Here is a 22374-nt window from a genome sequence, read left to right as displayed (position 1 = left end):
AATAACACGGATTAAAAGCATAAAATAAAAGAGGAATTATGAGAAAAGTTTTTGTATCAATGGCGTTGGCGGTACTTGCATTGGGAAGCCAAGCGCAAGTTTTGAAGAATGACCTGTTGAAAGGTTATAAGGTAGGCGATACTTTGGAGAAAACGGTTTATGATGATAAACGGGCTCCCATTAACGTGGATACCTGGTGCGGCGGCTTTACAGCCAAACCGGTAGAAGGGGTGGTAAGTCCTACTGTCGGAAAGGCTTTATCCTATGCAGGATATAATGAAGCAGGCCTATCTATTAACTTTGGTTTTCCACAGGGTGTGAAAGGTTCCCGTGTCAGTGTGTATTCCTTGGTTGAATCAGGGAAAGTGTACTCCAAAGGAACTTATTATCTGGCTTGTCTGGTGAATTTTGCTAAAGTCGGGTCAAGTAATCTGGCAGACTTTTTGGCTGCAAGCGCAAGTTATGTTGGCGGGGGAAATCGTGGGCAGGTATATGTCAGACGTGAAGGAAATGATAAAATCAAATTTGCTGTCGGCTTGCTGAAAGAACGCAACGAGACTCCTATGGTATATGATTATAACACAACGCATCTGCTGGTATTGAAAGTAGATTATGACAAGAATGAGGTCTCTTTATTCGTTGACCCCGAATTAAGTCAGAATGAACCGAAAGCTGATGCAGTGGTAGTTGGTGAAGAAGGTGCCTTGAAAGCCGGTCTGAAAGCTATCTCGTTTAGAAACCGTAGTGGTTTCAAAGGAAATATCGGTAGTTTCCGCTTTGCGAAAGACTGGGCAGGTGCTGTTGGAAAATAGTAGGATAGATTAATCTGTTAAAAGAAGAGGGGGAAAGTTGCATTGCAGACAACTTTCCCCCTCTTTAAGTAATGGCAGATTATTAAGATTACTGCCTATCCTGCAATTCACGTAATACATCATTTATAATATAGGTATCACTCATTAGATGCAGACCGTAACGGAAATCATGCAACATAGCACATACATTTGTTTCATAAAACAGATTTAATGCCCGTTCCGGGCTTATCTCCAATCGGCTCGATAATAATAGGATGATGCGACTGATTTTTCTCCAAAGTACTTGTTCTCTCATATATAAAGTGTTATTTTCATATAGTACTTCCCTCCTGTGCTTCCCAGTTTTTCAAGGCCTCGGCCACATCCTCGCCTACATGTTTCAGGCTTTGCGTGTGCATCACCTCGTAATTGTCTAATAGAAGACGTTTGATTAGGTTCATTTTCTCTAAACGTCGGCGCATTTCCATAGGAGAGATTCCCATTTCTCGTGCTCCAGCTTCTATTGCCATGACTGCAAAGTGAATCTTTTCACTTTCTAGGATATCCGGTTGTTTACACATAATCGTTATAATTCAGTTTATGAACAAAGATACTTGATGGCAGGCAAATAAACAACATTGCTGAAACTTTTTTGTATATACAAGTAAAAGTCCTCAAGGCTGCCACCTGAGGACTTTTACTTGTTTAAAAATAAATAGTATGGTATTGCTTGATTATATCATTGTCTATTCGCTAGGTATGTTGATTACTTATATGCGGTATTTTGTTCATAAAGCCCTTCTTTCACTTTCATTTGTGCATCAGGAATAGGATACAAGTAAGTATCGTCTCTTACGCGAAGATATAAATTGTATGTTTCATTCCCCTCGTCGCCATATCGTTTGAACATATCTTGCAGTAACTGTTTGAATCGTCCTTGGCGTACGATATCATGCCAGCGGATTCCTTCACTAGCCAGTTCTCTACGGCGTTCTATATCGACAGAATCAGCAAAATTAGCAGGAGTTATATTCTCGTCTAATTTGGGAAGCCCGGCTCTTGTCCGTATTCTGTCAACATATTCTTTTCCTTCCGCAGGTCCGGTGATTTCGGCATACATGAGCATGATATCTTCTAAACGGATGAGGGGATAATTGGTTGGAAAATAATTACGGTCGACTATCTGGCTGCTAATATCTGAATAACCTAGTTCTTTCCTTTTTACATTATGTTCGAATAGCTTGACATAAAAGTCTTCTCCCGTATATGGTCTTCCGTCTTCGTCAACCATGTTCCCAGTTTCAATAGTGCCATGGCAACGCTGGTCGATGTATTCATCATTTTCATCTTTCTGTGTGAAGATTTTATCTAGTGATTTTTCGCAGTAAACTGTATTGCCTAATAATTTGACAGCTGTATAGACTGGTGAAACAGAAGGAACTGAAGCCGGAACCATTGGGTTACCATACCCATTGGCTGCAATATATTGAATCTCAAAAATATGATATTTATTGTCGTTTTCACTAATCCACATTTTATTCCATTCATCCATATCCTTCGCCCAAAATTTTTGGTTGTTTGCGTCGGAATAGTCTATAACTTCTTTAAATAATCCTTTTGCTAGCTCCTTTTTAGAGTCATCTTTAATCGGAAAACCTGCCATAGTCAGATAAACTCGTCCTAGTAAAGATTTGGCGGCAGCTAAGGTAGCTCGTCCTGCTGCTGCGGATTTTCCAGCGTAGTCTAAAGGTTCGTCCACTAAAAATCTTATTGCATCCTGTAAATCTGGAATAATTGCATTTTCATAAACTTCGACTGTTTCGGATTGCTTGATTGTCATTGCGGATTCGATTGATATCGGTTCTAATATGACGGGAATCCTGCCAAAATAGCGCACCAATTCAAAGTAGGCAAGACCTCTTAGGAACTTAGCTTCTCCGATAAATTGTTTTTTTACATTATCCAGGTCTGTTGAGAATTCCACTTGATCAACTTTGGATAAAAATAGGTTGGCTCGTGCAATAATCTCATATAAGTCATTCCAAGCGCTGGATATAGTCGAAATAGTAGTGATATTCGAATTGAAGCAAGCGATATCCACATAATCACGTTGCTTTCCTAATTTGTAAGGTACCCATACGTTGTCCGAACGTATTTCAGACATCATCCATGAATATTCAGATAGAGGCATCAGGCCGTTATAAATACCGATAATGGCCTGTTCCAATTGTGATGGGGTCTGATAGAAATTTTCGCTAGTACGAGTGTCTACAGGCGTGACATCCAGCCAGTCATTACAGGATGAAAAACACAAACCTAAACTTATTGTGCCGCTTATAATATAATGATATAGTTTCATAAAATAAATATTTAAAATGTAACGTTAATTCCTAAAGAAATTACTCTGGCTTGTGGGTAAGCTCCATAATCATAATCACCAGATGACCCGTTGCTGGATTCAGGAGAGAAACCTCCGTCGTATTTGTCCCACATGAGAAGATTTTCTGCGGTGACATAGACACGTGCGTTCTGTACTATCTTTTTTAACGGTAGTTTGTATCCTAAAGTTATATTTTTTATTTTGATGAAATCCGAACTGTACAACCAACGGGTATCATATAACTGACCGGTATTTGAATTTCCGATTCCGGGTGTTTTCCCGTCACCAGGTTCTTCTTCCGAACGCCACATGTTTTTCCATCGGGATAATACATTGATACTTACTCCCATTCCGGGTCTGTCCATGGCACGGCCAAGCAAACCATATATTTTACCGCCTGTTTGTCCGGTTATCAGGATTGACAGGTCAAAGTTTTTATATTTAAATGTATTTGTCATACCGAACGTAAAGTCAGGATCCGGTTTACCAACTAGTGTACGGTCGTTATCATTGATATATCCATTACCGTCTGTGTCTCGGAAACGTACATCACCTACCACGGTTTGTTGCATGACCGGATATTTCTTAAGGTCGGCTTGTGTTTGATAAACACCGATTGCGTCATATAAGTAGAATGATTTGACGGGTTGACCAACCATGAAAACTTGAGTGTTTTCAAATCCGGTAAAATAAGAACTGTTATCGTCTCCTAAACTGATTACTTTATTTTGATTATATCCTATGTTGAATGAGGTATTCCATTTTAATTTTCCAACAAGGTTTTTAGTACTAAGTTCAACTTCAAATCCTTTGTTTCTGATGGACCCGATGTTACCCCAAGCTTTTGTAAAGCCTAATAAAGCTGGTACGTTTACTTTATACAATAAATCTTTGGTGGTTTTTATATAATAGTCAGCAGATATAAAAATACGATTTTTAAATAATCCCATATCGAGAGCGATGTTCCAACTGTCAGTCTTTTCCCAACCCAATTCCTGATTGTTCAACGAAATAGGAGCAAATCCGTTGATAACGCCACCTGATGTATAATTCGCATTATCTAAAACAGCAAGTGAAGCGTTGGATGGTATAGAGTTATTTCCGTTCATTCCCCAACTGGCACGTATTTTTAGTGAGTTGACAATGAAATCTTTAGACCAGAAATTTTCGTTAGAAATTCGATATGCAGCGGAAATGGCAGGGAAAATACCCCAACGACTGTTTTTACCGAAGCGGGAAGAGCCATCCCGGCGGATACTTGCTGTCAATAAGTATCGGTCGTCATATTCATATTGTGCACGTCCAAAATAAGACAATAAACGAGAAGGAGTGGACAGATTGGCTGCCGCCCTCTGCATTACTACGTCTTGCATATCAAAAATTTCTAGTGCATTATCAGGAAATTGTTTGGCAGATAAGTTACTTGAAGAGCCGTTGGAACTTTCCATAGAATAACCAGCCATTCCACTTACAGTATGCTTGTCAAATGTTCTGTTATATTTTAATAATGCTTGTAGCAGGAATTTATGACTTCGGGTGTCTGAACGACTGCCGGTCGTTTCATAACCTTCTCCGTTACTCCATTTGGATGTAATATTGCTAGGCTTGAAATTACGGCTTTGACTGCTGTTGAAATTATAAGAACCGGTTAGCTCTGCTGACAAACCATTCCAAATGTCTGCTTTGACATAGGCAGAGGTGCTAAAACGGGCGTTCTCAGAATCCCTGACTGTTTGTTCCATGTTAGCAATCGGACTTACTTTGCTGGAACTTGTCCATGCATAAGGCGGGTGGCCTTCGGCTCCAGTGTATAACCCTGATGCAGGTTCTACTATCGGGCACATGGTAAGCATATTGTTGGCTTGTTGGTCTTTGCCGTCTACGCGCCCGCCTTCACTCCATGTCGCACTGGGAGCCAGGTTGAATCCTATAGTGATACGGTTTAATATTTTAGATTCTATATTGGCGCGCAGAGTCAAGCGTTTGTATCCGCTGGTAATGGCAATTCCTTGTTGATCTACATACCCTAAGGATACGCGATATTTGGTATTATTTCTTCCGCTGGAGATAGACAACTGGTAATTCTGCAGAGGTGCCAAACGGAAAAATTCATCTTGCCAGTCAACTAATAACAAACCGCCGTAGTTCGGTTGTGTCCAACGGTCGTCATTAACATAATTGTAGTTCATTTTCCCTATCAGTTTTATGCGGGTTGCCATATCGTCGTTTGCAGTTGCTCCCATGCTGGCATATTTCTCCAGATATCTTTGGTTATTGTATGAGGTGCGAAAGTCAATCCATTCTTCCGGAGACAGTACATCAAGTTTCCTTTCCAATGACTGGACACCGTATGAAGCCTGAAATTGTACTCTTACTTTAGAGTCTTGCGCTGCCTGTTTGGTAGTGATAAGCACTACACCGTTCGCACCGCGTGAACCGTAGATGGCAGAAGATGAAGCATCTTTTAGTACTTCAATAGACTGGATGTCACTGGGGTTAATACTGCCTAAATCGTCTGCGGGTATTCCATCAATCACATAAAGCGGGTCTGAACTGGCATTGATAGAAGCGGCTCCACGAATACGGATTTGCAACTCTGATCCTGGTTCGCCTGTAGTGGTACGTACCTCTACTCCTGCCAATTGGCCTTGTAAAGCGGACGCGATGTTTGTTGTGGCTCGGTCTTCCAAACTTTCTGCATCTATTTTAGCTATAGATCCGGTAATATTTCCTTTTTTGGCAGTGCCATAACCGATAGACACAACTTCGTCTAATAGGATAGAAGACTCATCCAGTTTGATATGAAGGGGGGTGTCGGTAATGGAAACAGTTTTAGTGTTAAAACCGATAAAAGATACTTCCAGTGTTCTAATACTATTAGGTAATGACAGAATGAATTTTCCGTCCAAGTCTGTAATAGTTCCTTTGCTAGCACCTTTCGCCTTTACATTGGCGCCGATTATTGGTTCGTCTTTTTCATCGACTACAACACCAGTTACTGTTCGCTCTTGTGCAAACGACATTGCTGAATGTAGTAAAGTTATGAGAAGGAATAATTGTATTTTCCTTCTCCAACTGCATTTTCCATACAAAATGTTTTTCATGTTGATATATCTAAGTGATTAAATTAATAATTTTAGAGAAGCAGACAGACTGTAGTTTGTCTGACTTCTTCTGCAAAGGAAGTGCATTAGAAGAATTTACGTCTAAATATTCGTACGGAAAAGATGTAATTTCATACTAATTACTGAAAAATATACTTGGTATTTGTACACTATCCTTTATGATAGTACAAATATAACCATTTCAGCGAAGTGCTTTTATACGTTCATACATCTGTTTACCCAAATATTCTGCAGAATCTTGGTTGAAATGTAAACGGTCACCCATCAGCTCTGCATTTGACATATCTATTAGCCAGACATTTTTATCTTCTTTGGCAAAGCGTCTCATAGCGGCTTCCACTTCGCTGCCGTATTGCTTGTTTTTCTTGGCTACTGTGCCGAAGATGAATGGAAGTTCGGAATAATCCTTTCCTGTTTTTTCACTTAAATGATTGCGTATATACAGGACTACTGTTTTCAGGTTTTCGTAATATTTGTCTCCATGGGCATGGTCGCTTTCTCCTTGATGCCACAAGAATGCATCAATTTGATAACCGTTCTTTAGCTTTGATAATGTATTGTCAATACAACCATCTATGTTATTAATAAAAGATAGAAGTAATGAACGTCCTTTTTGGTTGGTGGATATGTTATTTGCCAGCCATTCTGGATTTGCCGACCAGTGAACCGATTTGTCCGAAGTTGTGGAAGGCTCGATGGAAGTTCCGCCGATAGCCCATTTGATGACGTAGAAAGGTTCCTGCCACATTTGTTCCAGCCAATAATATGTAACAGCGTCATATCCCCATGTATTCGGTTTGGCTCTTCTTTTACTTTTTGGCCAATAGGGGCGAAATTTTCCGTCTGTTCGGTTTTGGGCTATTTTGCAATATTTGTAAGCACCTGTAGTGAAGGCTGTGTCTGTTGCCATAACTTTGATGTAATCCGGTAGCCGGTCATTGGGAACTCGCCCATCGGTATTTGATTGCCCGGCTGTAATAATAACGTGTGCAGGTTCATTTTTGCTTGCATAACAGTTGCAACTGAACACAAAGACTAAAATAAAAAATAAATTCTTCATATGGGAATATTATTGAGATAAGTTATGTTGTTGAAAGTCCTTCTAAACGATAAAATAAACGTAAGAAGGACTTTCTATCAAAACTAACAATATTATTTGAAATCTAATGCCTGTTGAAAACTGGATCAGTTGATTGATTCAAGAAACTCAACTTCTACAATTCTAAGAGTATTTTTGCTTTTATTCTTTTCCAATTCCATTTCGTTCGCCACTTTTGCTTTTACTTCTGTTATTTCTCCAAAAGCGTCATTATCACTTGTGTTGCCTTTCAGACGGATTGTGATTGTACTTGCTTTTATAGGATTGTCTATAGTCAGATGGACATATCCCAAGCTTTTGTCGGTATTTCCACTCCATATTAGTTTGTTTCCTGCAAATACTTCCAAAGGATAACTACGAGTACGCCATCCTTGTAATTTTAGGCAAATATCATCTATTTTAGCCTCTCTCTCGAGTGTATAGGTTATCCATGCTGTACTTAGTTTACCATCATTTTTCCATTCACTCAATTCATTATCATCGAAGCTTTTTTCTGTTTCTCCATTGTTGAAACCTGCTTTTGCAGATACTATTCGTATTCCCTTTTTGGTATCTTTATAAGATGGGGTAGATGGAGTTTCTCCTTTATCTAGCCTACCTTTCAAAGTTGCTTGCGGAAGATAAGTGCTTAATCCTTTGTTTACTTTTACCGGAATGGTTTCCAATGTAATAGTTTCGGCTGGAAGCCCTTTCGTTTGTGCTGTTAGAATAATTTTTCCTGCAGTGGTTGTACTGCGGATAAGGGCGCGGTTGATGCCGCACTCTACCGGTAGATTGGTATCGAGGATATGATTGTGTTCTCCTTGGGCAATTCCTCCTCGCCATTCTGCATTGCCTTTTAGTGTGAATTGTACTGTACGGTTATCCAGCGGACAACGGTTCCCGTTTTTGTCTACTACTTCCACTTGTATTAATGCCATGTCTGCACCGTCAGCGTGGAAACCTTCCGGATTCAGAATGGTGGTGAGTTTTAATTTCGCGGGTTCTCCTACTGTTTTTATCATATAACGACTGACTTCTTTACCAGCTTTGTTGTAGCTGATAGCTTCCAGTTTTCCCGGTTGGTAAGAAACCTTGTCGAAAGTGAAGAGGAAGTTGTATTCACGTTTTCCTTTTCCTAAAGATTTGCCATTTAAGAAAAGTTCTACATCTTCTCCATTAGAGACAACATATACAGGTTTTGTAGTATTTTCAGGATAATTCCAATGTCCGATTATATAAGTCTGAAACCTATCTGTATCTACCCATCCATTCCACATGACTTGATGGGTATAGAAACCATCTTTTTCAATACGCATTGGGTCTGTTACACCACTGCGCCGGTAATTTTCGGCTCCCCGATGATGGGTGTTACTGTCGGAGAAAATAATTTTAGCTCCACCGGAATTGACTCTGGTACCTGTTCCGGGGCGTTCACGCCAATAGTCATACCAACGGCGGATAAGTTCGACGGCAAATTCGTCTTGGTTGTGGTTATAGCTAGTGGCCGGTTGGTTACGGTGGAGCGGTCCGTCACCTTCTTTATGGAAAGGATAACTGTATTCATCCCAATATTTGCGTAGTCCTTCGTCGCGACAATATTCAGTAGCCCACATCGGGTGGTGCATACTCTTATTAATATATAACATTTCACCCCCGTATTCAGCTTCACGAATGTCCAGCATTTCACGTGAACCGATAGCTCGTCCACCGAAAGGATCGTATTTGTCACGGATAGCTTTCATTTCTATCATGTGTTCACGACTGATAGATTCATTGCCGCATTCATAAAAAAGAATACTGGGATTATTACGATTATAGATTATTGCATCACGCATTAATTCGACACGTTGTTCCCATTGGCGTCCTTCACGGTCTTTTTCAGAGTCTCCGGCAGGCATTGCTTGTATCAGACCTACGCGGTCACAAGATTCAATGTCCTGCTTCCATGGTGTGACGTGCATCCAACGAACTAAATTTCCGTTGCTTTTCACCATTAGAGCATTTGAGTAATCACTAAGCCAGGCCGGAATAGACATGCCTACAGCAGGCCATTCATTGCTTGTACGTTGTGCATACCCTTTCATTTGGATAATACGGTCGTTCAGCCATATTTTACCCTCAGCGAAGCGTGTCTTACGGAATCCTGTACGTGTATTTACCTCATCAAAAACTTGGTTGTTTTCATTTTTTAGTGCTGTTTTTACTGTGTACAGATAACCGTATCCCCAACTCCATAAATGAAGATTGCCTATAAGAGCAGAAGCTTTTACTATCCCTGTTTCTCCGGCTTTTAGAGTCACTTTGTCACCTTGGAAGCTTTTGACTTGTTTACCGTCAGCATCGAATACGGTTACCTGATAGCTGAATAGGCGAGGTTCTTTACTATCATTTCTGACTTCCGATTCAGCATGAATCGTTGCTTTGCGTCCTTTTACATCAATGTCTTTGGCATAGACATATACGCCTGTTGTTTTTAGGTTACTGTATAAAGGAAGAGTTTGGTAAACATTGTCAGTAACATAGAGAAAAACATTTTTAGGAATACCGCCGTAATTGGCATTGAAATTCCGGTCGTTCCACTGAAATCTTGATTTTGTAGCAGCTTCTCTATAGGTCCAACTGTTATCAGTGCGTACTGCAATTAAGTTTTCACCTTGTTTAATGTATGGAGTTAGGTCGAAGCCTACTGCCATGACTCCGTTCTCATGTTTTCCTAAGTGGTGTCCATTGATATAGAAATCACCGCCTTGACGTACTCCTTCAAACTCTATGAAAACTTTCTGGTTGCTTTTTAATTCGGGCAGTTGGAACTTTTTACGATACCAAGTTATGGTATCTGTAAGTTCCTCGATAGATACTTTGAATGCTTCATCTTCGTTAAAAGCATGGGGCAAAGTTACTTGTTTCCATTGACTGTCGTCAAATTTAGCATCTTTAGCTTTAGGATAGTCTCCTGTCCGCAGTTTCCATTCACTGTTGAAATTGTATTTTTTACGTTCGGATGCCTGTCCTTTGATAATAGGCAGTGCAGCCAATAGAAATACAAAAAGAAATAATTTGTGTTTCATGATAATCAATTAAAATGTTCTGCTGCAAAGAAAGTGCATTGAAAGAAAATAGACCTATACTACCGTACAGAAAGGATGTAATTTTTATCTTCCGGTGAAAAAAGCGGAACGGGTATTTGTACACAATTTCGGATAATAGTACACATTCCCCGATGAAAAGGGGAATGTGATACTATTGTGTGTCAGTTATCGCGTATCTTTTTCAGGCATCCGTTTCATTGTTTTCTTCCTTGGCAGATTGCTCCGTATCGTCCGATGAATCACTGGAAGCCGGAGCTTTACCACCGTTTTTCTGATAAACCGAAGGAGCTATCCCGAACTGGTTCTTGAAACACTTGCTGAAATAATAAGGGTCGTTGATACCTACCTTGTACGATATTTCGGCAATGGTCAAGTCTTCGGTCAGCAATAACTCCGCAGCTTTCTTCAGCCGGATGACACGCAGATACTCGTTGGGCGAATATCCCGTGACGCCACGCACCTTCTTATAAAACACGGTACGTCCCAATCCCATAAGATTGGCATAGTCATCCACGGAAAATTCTGTTTCTACCATATGCTCGTTCAGCATATCATTCAGCTTCGCGAGGAATTTACTGTCCTTGTTGTTCGTACAGATAGCCGCATGAACCATTCCCGGCTCGTTGGAGAATTTCTCGCGTAGTTTGTCCCGTTGCTCTATCAGTTTGGAGATTCTCGCCAGTAGCAGAGAGATGCTGAACGGTTTGGTAATATAAGCGTCTGCACCGGATTCAATACCTTCCAGGTACTTTTCTTCCATGTTGAGGGCAGTCAGCAGAATGATAGGGATATGGCTGGTGGCAAACTCGTTCTTCAGTTTCTTGGTCACCTCGAATCCGGTCATGCCCGGCATCAATACATCACAGATAATCAAGTCCGCATCGTAAGTCTGTGCACGTTCGAATCCGCTGATACCGTCCGCTTCCGCCACTACTTCGAAATACTGTCCGATTTCCTCTTTCAAGAACTCGCGGACATCGTTGTCGTCCTCGATGATTAATACTTTCCGTTTGTTCAACGGTGCAGCAGGAGTAGCCGGCTCTTCATCCGTCTTCTCGTCTGTGACAAGTTCCTTGTGGCGTTGTTCTTCTTCCTCAATCAATAGCTGGTTGGGGACAAGGAAATCCTTTTCTTCGTAAACGCCGGCATCGGTTGGCAGTTCGACTGTGAAGACAGAACCGCCGCCCTCATTCTCATTATAAGAAATCGTTCCTTTGTGCATATTGACCAGCCCGTAGGTCAGGTGCAGGCCTACGCCCACACTGCTGTGTGAGAAGCTGCTTTGCATGAAGCGTTTGAACAGTTCCGCACGCTTTTCTTTCGGAATGCCCAGTCCTGTGTCTGTCACCTGGATGCAGAGTTGTTTCTTTTGTTCCTGCACGTCTACCTTGAATACAATCTTGCCATTGGAAGGAGTATATTTAAAGGCATTGGAAAGCAGGTTGTAAATCACCTTGTCGAGATTTCCCTTATCAACAGGCATCTTATAAGAGTTTAATGAAGGCTCAAAACGGAAGTCCATGTTCTTGGATTCGCTCACGTCCTTGAAACTAAGGAATATCTCATAGCAGAAAGCGATAATATCCGTCTCTTCCAGTGAAAGGGCGAGCTTGTTTTTCTGCATCTTCCTGAATTCCAGTAACTGGTTGATAAGCCGCAGCATCCGTTTCGTGCTCTTGTCCATAATCTTCAGGGAGTGCTGCATGTCCTTGGAATGATTCCCCATATTGACGATTCTTTCTAAAGCACCCTGAATCAGTGTCAGCGGAGTGCGGAATTCGTGGGAAATGTTGGTAAAGAATTCCAGTTTGTATTCCGTCAACTGGTTCTCTACGGCAATACGGTTGCGCAAGGCATTGAAGTTCCGGATAATGCGGAAACTGAAATAACCTGCTATGGCAATCAGAATCGCATAAATCAGATACGCCCAACCGGTCTTCCAGAAGGGTGGGGCTATCACAATCTCCATGATGTTTTCCTCTCCCCAAATGCCGGCGGCATTGCAGGCTTTCACGTGAAGTTCGTATTTGCCCGGCGGCAAGTTCCGGTAACCGGCAAAGTTCAGGCTGGAAGGCGAACTCCATTCCGTATCGTATGGCGGCAGGCTGTAAGAGTATTTGGATATACCATCGAGATAGTTGAAAGTGGAGAAAGAGATAATGAATGAATTCTGATAATATTTCAGATTCAGTCCGTTGATATAAGGCATGGCTTCCTGCAAAGGCGAGTCTTCTACACCCGGAAGCATATGTGCACCGTTGATTTGAAGTCCGGTGAAGATGACGGAAGCAGGTTTGTCGAGGTTCTCTATCTTATTGGCATCCAACACCACCAGTCCGTAGTTTGTCCCGAACAACAAATTGCCGTCGTTGCTGACGCAGGCAGTGTTCTCGCTATATACATTTCCTAAAGTATAAGAGGAGAAGAAGTGATTCTCGATTTGTCTGGTTGCCGGAGTGAAGCGGGAGATTCCGTATTCGGTGGCAATCCACATCTTGTTGTCCTTGTCCTGTACGATAGACTGCACCACGGCATTGGATAATCCGTCTTTTATATCATAACAGTCGAACGTCAGATGTTGATAATTGCCTTCCGGACGGCAGACCGCAAATCCGGCTCCGGCAGTCCCAATCCACATATTGCCTTTATCGTCATTCATCAGGCAACGGATTTCGTTACTGGGGAATGTACCGTTGGCATGATTGTATATCACATAATTCTTGGGCGAAGCAATCAGTGAATCGGGATGGAAGATGTAGACACCATTATTGGTTCCTACCCACATGTGCCCGTTCTTGTCTTCTTCGATGACACGGATACGCTTCTCGCCATAATTATCCTGTAGGAAATGTTTGAATTCATAACCATCGGCTGTCTTTACCGCTAGGTTCAGTCCGCCGCCGAAAGTGCCCAGCCACATACGTCCTTTTTTGTCCCGATAGATAGAGTAAACCTGGTCGTTGGATAGTGAATGAGGGTCTTTGCTGTCGTTCCTGTACCACTTGTTTGCGCCGATACGTAGCCCTATTCCTCTCATTCCCAACCACAGGTTGCCTTCGGAGTCCTCATTCATGCTATATACGTTGTGTGTGAAGTCTTCCTGTCGGATTATTTTGGTCAGGGTAGGGTTGTATTCGTAAAGGCTGCCCATGCGGTTTGCCATGTAGATACTACCGTTTTGAGCCTGGAAGAGCATACGGATGGTGTTGGAGCGGTCGGAACTGTTTTCACCGCTAGGGTGAAGGCGTTGCGTGCCTTTGTTCAGAATCTCCAGATGCGACAATCCCGAAAACTCGGAACTTACCCAAATGCCGCCGGAACGGTCTTCCATTACAAACTGGAGATAATTGGAATTGATATGGCTGGACTGGTTGACTTCAAAGGTGAAGTGCTGCAAGTTGCCTGTCGGCAATTCATAAGCGTAAAGTCCGTTGCCGTAAGTCGATATCCAAAGAATATCCCGTGAGTCGTGCACGATGCTGTAACGTTCCACGTCGATGTAGCCGATATGTTTGGAAGAAAGGAAGCGGAAAGGCTTGATTTCTCCGGTGCTTATGTTGACATACCAGATATCTCCGGTATAATTGTGCACCCATACATTTTTCTTGTTGTCACGGGTGACGGCTCCGTTCCTGATATTCAGTTCGGAATAACGGCTTAGTTTTCCGGTAGGAATATCCAATATATAGCTGCCGTTGGCTGTGAACAATACCCATTTGTCCTGCAAGAGGAAGTTGCCTGTGACGTGGCTGGCATCATCAAACGTTTCCGCCAGTGACGCTACCTTTTCCAGTTTGTCCGCAGAATAGGTGTGACGGTAGATTTCGTTCTTGTTGGTGATGATACAGGTATATTGGTCATAGGAAATGATATGTTCCCAACTTTGCCCCTGCGGGTCGAGATTGGCTGTCTGTCCGTCGTGATACTTCAACAGTCCCTTGTTTGTGCCAATCCATACTTCTCCTTTGGCGCTCTCCAAAACGAACTGTACACGGTCGGACGTAAGATTTCCCGATTTCTCCTTATATGCTTGTGATGAGAACTTGCCGTTCTGGTAAACAACCCTGCGGCAACCGTTCTGATTATGCCATAACCATATCGAGTTGTCGGAACTGATAATGAATTTGGAATAGTTTTCCTTGTATTCCCCCTTTCCTGTGAAATCCACGAAACAACCGTGACGCAAATCATAGCAACTGATAAAAGAAGAAATCGTCGAAATCCACATGAATCCGTTCGGGTCTTCTTCCATGCTGCGGATGCGGGAGTCGGCGAGTGAAAGCGGATTGTTGATGTCCGGATAGATATTGACGAAAGAATTGCCGTCATAATAACTTAATCCGTTGAGAGTCCCCAACCAGATAAACCCTTTACTATCCTGCATCATGTAGCGGATAGAATTATTTGCCAGCCCGTCTCCGGTGGTCAGCTTGTTCGAACGGATTTCAACCGAGGCTGACAGCGGGTACAGATAAAGAAATAAAAGTGAAAATATAAGCCATGCATTCTTCTTCATAGTGGATTTATATGTGTTATATACAGGCAAAGATAGTTATTTCTTTAGTTGGGACTTTAATTATCCGGTCTTTTTATTCTCCCGCAAAATTACTCTTTTTTTGAATCCATGTAATGGAGAAATGTACAAAGACTATATACAATTGTGCATCTGTTGATGTTTATTGTCTGCTCTACATAAATTTCTATCTTTTACGTACATCCGTCCATGCCCTCTTGTATGATATGCGATAATTTTGCAACGTGAACTAAAAGAAGTGATTATGAAATATCTTTTATCTATTGTACTATTGGCATTGATTGGTTTTACGGCTCCGGAAAAAGCAGCTCCCGTTTATGATTGGGGAAGTGTGTCCGCCAAACCGGATTTATCATGGGCTGATCAGGTAGGAGCACAAACAACTCCGGGAAACACAGAATGGGATGCCGGGAAATTCGGACTACAGAATGATACCTCAGTATTCAGTACCCGTGCCATTCAAGCAGCTATTGACGCTTGCCACCAACAGGGCGGGGGTACGGTAGTTATTCCATCGGGATACTATAAGATAGGCGCCCTGTTCATCAAGAGCGGAGTGAACCTGCATCTTAGTAAAGGTACAACCTTACTCGCAAGCGAGGATATAGAGGATTATCCGGAATTTCCTTCCCGCATTGCCGGTATTGAGATGGCGTGGCCTTCGGCCGTTATCAATATAATGGATGCGGAAAATGCCGCTCTGACGGGCGAAGGCTTCATTGATTGCCGTGGAAAGGTGTTTTGGGATAAATACTGGGCAATGCGCGAAGAATATGAAAAGAAAAACTTGCGTTGGATTGTGGACTACGACTGCAAGCGGGTGCGGGGAATCCTTGTTTCCAACAGCAAACATATTACTCTGAAAGACTTTACATTGGTACGTACCGGATTTTGGGCTTGCCAAATACTTTATTCAGACCATTGTTCGGTGAGCGGACTTACCATTAATAATAATGTAGGCGGACACGGCCCGAGCACGGACGGCATCGACATTGATTCATCCACCAATATTCTGATAGAAAACTGCGACGTGGATTGCAACGACGACAATATCTGTATCAAGGCAGGCCGTGATGCGGACGGTTTGCGTGTGAACCGTCCGACGGAAAATGTGGTAGTCCGCAACTGCATCGCCCGCAAAGGCGCAGGATTGCTGACCTGCGGAAGTGAAACTTCCGGCTCTATCCGTAACGTACTGGCATATGACCTCAAAGCCTGTGGAACGGGTACTGCCTTACGCTTGAAATCGTCCATGAACCGTGGCGGAACAGTTGAAAATATCTACATGACACGTGTTGAGGCTGACAGCGTAATCCGTATCCTGGCTGTCGACTTGAACTGGAACCCGAAATACAGCTATTCCGCCTTACCCAAAGAGTATGAAGGAAAAGAAATCCCCGCACACTGGACTACAATGCTGACTCCTGTCGAACCGAAAGAAAAAGGTTATCCTTATTTCCGCAATGTGTATTTTTCGCATATAAAAGCCGACGGAGCGAAACGCTTCATCTCTGCGTCGGGTTGGAATGAGAATCATCGTATCGAGAATTTCTATCTGTCCAACATTGACGCAGAAGTCGAATCCGTCGGAAAAATAACGTATGGAAAGAATTTCCAGTTGCAGGACATCCGTCTGACTGTAAAAGATAAGAGCAAATTGCAGCAAATGGATAATATAGACAGCAAGATTGAGATTAATTACAAGTAATTCCATCAACCTATGAAACGCATCACTCTTTTTCTTCTTTTTATAGGATACTACCTTTGTCTTCCGGCAACAAACTACTTTGTTGCCACCAATGGAAATGATTCGAACAGCGGAACGATTGACAAGCCTTTTGCTACGTTGGGCAAAGCGCAATCGAAAGTAGTGCCCGGAGACACGGTTTATATCCGACAAGGGACATACAAAGTGTCGGAAACCGAAATAATGGAACATTATACGGCAGGTAGCACTACCTGGAGTCGGGTATTTAAAATGTCAAAAAGTGGGACAGGGGCGGATAAGCGAATCTGTTATTCCGGTTATAAGAATGAACGTCCTGTATTTGACCTTTCGGAAGTAAAACCCGATAATGAGCGTGTCATCGTGTTTTATGTAAGCGGCTCTTATTTGCATTTCAGGAATATGGAGGTCATAGGCACGCAAGTGACTATCGTAGGTCATACCCAGTCCGAATGTTTTCGTAATGAAGGCGGAAGCAATAATATTTATGAGCATTTGTCGATGCATGACGGCATGGCTATCGGTTTTTATATAGTGACAGGCAAAGATAATCTGATACTGAATTGTGATGCGTATAATAATTACGACCCTATATCCGACGGCGGTAAAGGTGGAAACGTCGACGGATTCGGTGGACATCTCACTTCTCCCCAATATACAGGCAATGTGTTTCGAGGATGCCGTGCATGGTATAATAGTGACGACGGATTCGATTTGATAAACTGTCAGGCAGCTTTTACTATCGAGAATTGCTGGTCTTTCTTGAACGGATATACGAAAGATGGTGGTAAGGCGGGTGACGGAACCGGCTTTAAATCAGGTGGCTATGGAATGAGTGATAATCCGAAAGCGCCGGCTGTGATTCCCATGCATGTGGTTCAATACTGCCTTGCGTATATGAATAAGAATAAGGGTTTCTATGCGAACCATCACTTGGGTGGAATAGCCTGGTATAATAATACCGGTTATCAGAATCCTTCCAACTTTTGTATGCTGAACAGGAAAACTGCGTTGGAAGCGGTTGACGTGCCGGGATATGGACATATCATAAAGAACAACTTGTCCCATAAGCCGAGGTCATCGGGAAAACATATCATAGATGTTAATCAGGTGGAATGTGAGATTGCCAATAACTCTTTTCTTCCGATAGAAATGACTGTGACAGATGATGATTTTATCAGTTTGGATGCCGGTCAACTTACTTTGTCGCGTAAAGCGGACGGAAGTCTTCCGGATATAGATTTTCTACGGTTAAAGTCGGATAGTAAATTGAGTAATGCCGGACTCGGCTGTTTCATAGGGAAAGAAAATGAAGATACTGCCTACGACTGGTTGGAAGAAGCCGCTATCCATGTTGAAGGAAATATAGCTAAAGTAGTAGGCGTCGGGGCGGAAGCGTTCACCCGGTTTTATGTCAATGGAAAAGAGTGCTCATTATCTGAAGGACAGATAGATTTGTCCTCATATAGCGGGGAGATAGACTTAAAAGCGACAACAGATAATGGTGGAATTGCCAAACTGAAAATTGTCAGATAATACTGGAATATACAGACTTATAAAATAGTAGAACAATGATAACCGGACAATTGAATATGCTTTGGAGAACAATGACAGCCATGCTACTGCTATGTGCTTTTACCATATCATGCAGTAAAGAGGAAATTCTATCGGAAGGAACGGATACAGATATAAATATAAATCCCCATTTCATTTGGGACATTACCATAGAACTGGAACAGCCGAATAACTGGTCTGTAACCGTATTTTCTGAAAAGGTTGCCATTACCAATATCGTGGAAGGCAAACAATATCTGTTGACATGGAAAGGCGGACTTTCGACCGGGAAGAAGTCGGACGCTATCCTTAGGACAATTGTCCGGGGGGAACAAACCAAAACAACGGATTTGGATATACTGGAAGTAAAAGATTCTGGTAATAATACTTATGAACTGTTTCTTCGGGGCGGCGGACGTAAGGGAGAGCTTGTGCTTACGAAATGAAAAACAAACCATGTCTGGAATAATTTCCCCCTTTGTGAAAGAGCAAACCAAAAAGGAAGTGCATTTGTTTGTGAGAATGGCAGAAAGAGATTATCTTTGTTTCTGTCATTTACAAGGTACTTATTTCTTTAAAGCATAAAGTAATGGAAAAATATTTGTTTCCGGACAGAAAGCGCATTCCCTACGGTATGATGAACTTCGCATTAATTCGCCGTGAGGACTATTATTATGTTGACAAAACCCACTTCATACCTCTGATAGAACAGGCAGACCGTTTCTTTTTCTTCATCCGTCCCCGACGTTTCGGCAAAAGCCTGACGCTGAATGTGCTGCAACACTATTATGATATACGTACTAAAGACAAGTTTGACGAACTCTTCGGAGACTTATATATAGGCAAGTATCCTACACGTGACCGTAATAGTTATCTGGTGCTTTATCTTAATTTCTCCGGCATTGTCGGCGAACTGAGTAACTACCGTGAAGGACTGGATGCGCATTGTCAAATCTGTTTTGACTATTTCTGTGAAGTTTATGCCGACCTTCTGCCACAAGGTATTAAAGAAAGGCTGGACGAAAAGGATGGGGCGGTCAATCAGCTCGACTTCCTTTGTCATGAGTGTGAACGTGCCGGTCAGGATATCTATCTTTTTATTGATGAGTACGACCACTTCACCAATGCCATACTTGCCGACCCCGAAAGCCTGTATCGTTATACCAACGAAACACATGGCGAAGGTTATCTCCGCGCTTTCTTCAACAAGATAAAAGCAGGTACTTATTCCAGTATCAAGCGTTGTTTCATAACGGGCGTCAGCCCCGTGACGATGGACGATTTGACTAGCGGATTCAATATCGGCACCAATTATTCGCTTACATCCGAATTTAACGAAATGATGGGATTCACTGAAGAGGAAGTGCGCGAAATGCTGACTTACTATTCGACAAACAGTCCTTTCCGACATACTGTAGATGAACTGATAGGAATAATGAAACCGTGGTATGACAACTATTGTTTTGCGCAGGAATGTTACGGTGATACCACGATGTATAACTCTAATATGGTACTCTATTTTGTTAAGAACTATATTATGAGTGGTAAGGCGCCACGGGATATGGTAGAAGATAATATCCGTATCGACTACGAAAAATTGCGTATGCTTATCCGTAAGGACAAGGAGTTTGCCCACGATGCTTCTGTTGTCCAGACTTTAGTAAGTCAGGGCTATATCACCGGAGAGTTGAAGAAAGGTTTCCCTGCTGTCAGCATCACCAATCCTGACAACTTTGTGAGCCTGCTCTACTATTTCGGTATGCTTACTATCAGCGGATTACATAGAGGAGAGACTAAGCTGACCATCCCTAACCAAGTGGTTCAGGAACAACTCTATACCTATCTGCTGAATACATACAATGACGCAGATCTAAGTTTCAGCAGTTATGAGAAGAGTGAACTTGCCAGTCGACTTGCTTACGATGGCGAATGGAAAGCCTATTTCGGATACATTGCCGACTGTCTGAAACGCTACGCTTCCCAACGTGACAAACAGAAAGGTGAATTTTTTGTCCACGGCTTCACCCTTGCCATGACAGCGCAGAACCGCTTTTATCGTCCCATATCCGAGCAAGACACGCAGGCGGGCTATGCCGATATATTTCTATGCCCTTTGTTGGATATCTATTCTGATATGACGCATAGTTATATTGTTGAATTGAAGTATGCAAAATATAAGGATTCCGAAAGCCGTGTGGAGGCGCTGCGGCAGGAAGCTATCGAACAAGCCAACCGCTATGCGGAAACGGAGACTGTGAAACGGGCTGTCGGCACTACGAAATTGCATAAGATTGTGGTAGTGTATAAAGGGATGGATATGCCGGTGTGTGAAGAAGTGTAAGATAATATCCTGTCGATTATAGGTTATCATTCTTTTTGCATCATTCTTTTTGCATGATAATAAAGAAATAGTTATCTTTGAGGCAAAGAATAAACGTAATCTTTATGAATCAGAATCCTTTTATTACTTCGGGCTATGTGTCATCGGAGTATTTTTGTGATAGAGAGCAAGAAAGTGCAGAAGTTATAATGGATGTGGAGGGTAGGAATAATAAGGTTTTAATTTCTCCCCGTCGTATGGGAAAGACAGGATTGATACTTCACTGTTTCAATCAATCGGTACTTCGTGACAACTATTATTGCTTTTTTATTGATATCTATTCTACACTGAATTTGTCGGATTTTGTTGTACTTTTGGGCAATAAAATCTGCGAGGTGTTGAAGCCAAAAGGAAAGAATGCTATAGAAGCGTTTTGTCGCATAGTTCGTTCTTTGGAATTTCGTATCAGCTTTGATTCATTAGGACAGTTGGAAGCCTCTTTTGGTATTGGAGATATCAAAGATCCCCAGCGGACATTGGACGAAATATTCTCTTATATCAATAGTTCGAATAAAAGATGTGTTGTTGCAATAGATGAGTTTCAACAAATAAGCAAGTATCCTGAAACTAATACTGAGGCTTTGCTTCGTACACATGTTCAGCATTGCACCAATGCTTCATTTATTTTTGCGGGCAGCCAGAGACATATGTTGCAAAATATGTTTTTTAGTGTTTCCAAGCCGTTTTATCATAGTGCTTCCGTAATGAGCCTGAAACCTATTCCTTTGGAAAAGTATAGTGAATTTGTTATCCGGCATTTTAATGAAGCCGGTAAGCAGATTGCAGCGGAAGATATTGAGTATGTCTATGAGTTGTTTGAGGGGCATACTTGGTACATGCAAAATGTATTCTATTTGGCATATTATATGACGATAGATGTTTGTACCCGTGAGATTATTCGGAAAGCTGTCCAAAAGAAGTTGGATGACAATGGAGAAATCTACGAATCAATTTATTATGGCATACCTGAAAAGCAACGTGGATTACTAAAGGCTTTGGCTTGTGAAGGGAAAGTCGATAAGATACAGTCTGGAGCATTTATTAAGAAATATAATTTGCCTTCAGCTAGTTCTGTACAATCTGCGGCGAAGAGATTATTGGATAATGATTTGATTACTATGGAGAATAATGGACTTTATTCTATTAGCGACCGTTTTTTAGGTATGTGGCTTCGACAGCGGTTAGGAAAAGGATAAATTGGTGTTTTATTCCCTGTCGCGCCTACTAGAATAAAAAAACAAAATCGTTTCTCATATTCTCATAGCGAAATGTATTCGTTTGATTACCAGATGTATAATGAATGAGAATTAAAATGTTTACATGCATTTCTCATAGTTTATAGCTGTAAAATGCCTTTAAAGAAGGTATTTCTCATGCTTCGTTTTGCATTTCTCATGCTGCATATTATGCTTGTCTTTGTTTCAAGAGACTAATATGTAGAAGGCAATATAGCCGTAGTTTGTATGTTAGGTCGGTAGATAAGATATCTCTTACAACTGACATTATTGTGTTTTCCTGCCTTCATCCGTATTGTTCCACTCTAGTGAACAGATCGGTGTACTCGAGTAGATAGACCTGTGCACTCTAGTACACGAGCCTGTTCACTGGAGTGCAACGATAGAGATGTCTTATTGAACCAGGGCAGACGCATTATATTTATTACTATATTCTTATTTGCTATTTCTTTTCTATATTATTGGTTATTAATATATTA

The 22374-nt window shown here is 41.8% G+C and carries 13 protein-coding genes; 6 read left to right on the top strand and 7 right to left on the bottom strand.

Annotated features, from left to right (window positions below):
• Window positions 1-38: 38 nt before the first annotated feature.
• Window positions 39-812, top strand: coding sequence for a hypothetical protein (locus tag AB5443_RS13150; RefSeq protein WP_044655131.1), 774 nt, complete (start codon window positions 39-41; stop codon window positions 810-812).
• An 88-nt stretch (window positions 813-900) separates the two neighbouring features.
• Here AB5443_RS13150 and AB5443_RS13145 read toward each other — a convergent pair whose 3' ends face one another.
• From AB5443_RS13145 to AB5443_RS13115, 7 genes are all read right to left on the bottom strand, one after another.
• Window positions 901-1107 carry a DUF3791 domain-containing protein gene (locus AB5443_RS13145; RefSeq protein ID WP_044655132.1) on the bottom strand — a complete coding sequence of 69 codons (207 nt, stop codon included), beginning with the start codon at window positions 1105-1107 and terminating at the stop codon, window positions 901-903.
• A 16-nt stretch (window positions 1108-1123) separates the two neighbouring features.
• A complete protein-coding gene (locus tag AB5443_RS13140; protein WP_044655133.1) occupies window positions 1124-1372 on the bottom strand; it encodes a DUF3791 domain-containing protein in 249 nt (82 codons plus the stop codon).
• Window positions 1373-1557: 185 nt separating this feature from the next.
• Window positions 1558-3150 carry a RagB/SusD family nutrient uptake outer membrane protein gene (locus AB5443_RS13135; RefSeq protein WP_044655134.1) on the bottom strand — a complete coding sequence of 531 codons (1593 nt, stop codon included), beginning with the start codon at window positions 3148-3150 and terminating at the stop codon, window positions 1558-1560.
• Window positions 3151-3161: 11 nt separating this feature from the next.
• On the bottom strand, window positions 3162-6275 hold the full coding sequence (locus tag AB5443_RS13130; protein ID WP_368113895.1) for a SusC/RagA family TonB-linked outer membrane protein: 3114 nt from the start codon (window positions 6273-6275) through the stop codon (window positions 3162-3164).
• Window positions 6276-6477: 202 nt separating this feature from the next.
• Window positions 6478-7356, bottom strand: a complete 879-nt coding sequence (locus AB5443_RS13125; RefSeq protein WP_044657054.1) for a sialate O-acetylesterase — start codon at window positions 7354-7356, stop codon at window positions 6478-6480.
• Between the two features lie 125 nt (window positions 7357-7481).
• Window positions 7482-10445: a sugar-binding domain-containing protein gene (locus tag AB5443_RS13120; protein ID WP_073347712.1), complete on the bottom strand. Its 2964-nt coding sequence runs from the start codon at window positions 10443-10445 to the stop codon at window positions 7482-7484.
• A gap of 202 nt (window positions 10446-10647) precedes the next feature.
• On the bottom strand, window positions 10648-14982 hold the full coding sequence (locus tag AB5443_RS13115; protein ID WP_368113893.1) for a two-component regulator propeller domain-containing protein: 4335 nt from the start codon (window positions 14980-14982) through the stop codon (window positions 10648-10650).
• 262 nt (window positions 14983-15244) lie between these two features.
• Here AB5443_RS13115 and AB5443_RS13110 point away from each other — a divergent pair, with 262 nt between their 5' ends.
• The 5 genes from AB5443_RS13110 (at window position 15245) to AB5443_RS13090 (ending at window position 21856) form a co-directional block, all read left to right on the top strand.
• Complete coding sequence (locus AB5443_RS13110; protein ID WP_368113891.1) at window positions 15245-16708, top strand: glycoside hydrolase family 28 protein; 1464 nt, start codon at window positions 15245-15247, stop codon at window positions 16706-16708.
• A 12-nt stretch (window positions 16709-16720) separates the two neighbouring features.
• Window positions 16721-18262, top strand: a complete 1542-nt coding sequence (locus AB5443_RS13105) for a DUF4990 domain-containing protein (protein WP_277135451.1) — start codon at window positions 16721-16723, stop codon at window positions 18260-18262.
• Window positions 18263-18297: 35 nt separating this feature from the next.
• Complete coding sequence (locus AB5443_RS13100; RefSeq protein ID WP_277135452.1) at window positions 18298-18726, top strand: hypothetical protein; 429 nt, start codon at window positions 18298-18300, stop codon at window positions 18724-18726.
• Between the two features lie 143 nt (window positions 18727-18869).
• A complete protein-coding gene (locus AB5443_RS13095) occupies window positions 18870-20621 on the top strand; it encodes an AAA family ATPase (protein ID WP_044655256.1) in 1752 nt (583 codons plus the stop codon).
• A gap of 104 nt (window positions 20622-20725) precedes the next feature.
• Window positions 20726-21856 (top strand): ATP-binding protein, encoded by a 1131-nt coding sequence (locus AB5443_RS13090; protein ID WP_083589305.1) that lies wholly within the window; start codon window positions 20726-20728, stop codon window positions 21854-21856.
• Window positions 21857-22374: the final 518 nt, after the last annotated feature.

The sequence above is a fragment of the Bacteroides sp. RTP21281st1_H5_RTP21281_210402 genome (assembly GCF_040918965.1).
Taxonomy (GTDB): Bacteria; Bacteroidota; Bacteroidia; order Bacteroidales; family Bacteroidaceae; genus Bacteroides; species Bacteroides congonensis.
The sequence above is the reverse complement of the archived record's forward strand: the minus strand, read 5'-3'. Positions and strand labels throughout refer to the sequence as shown.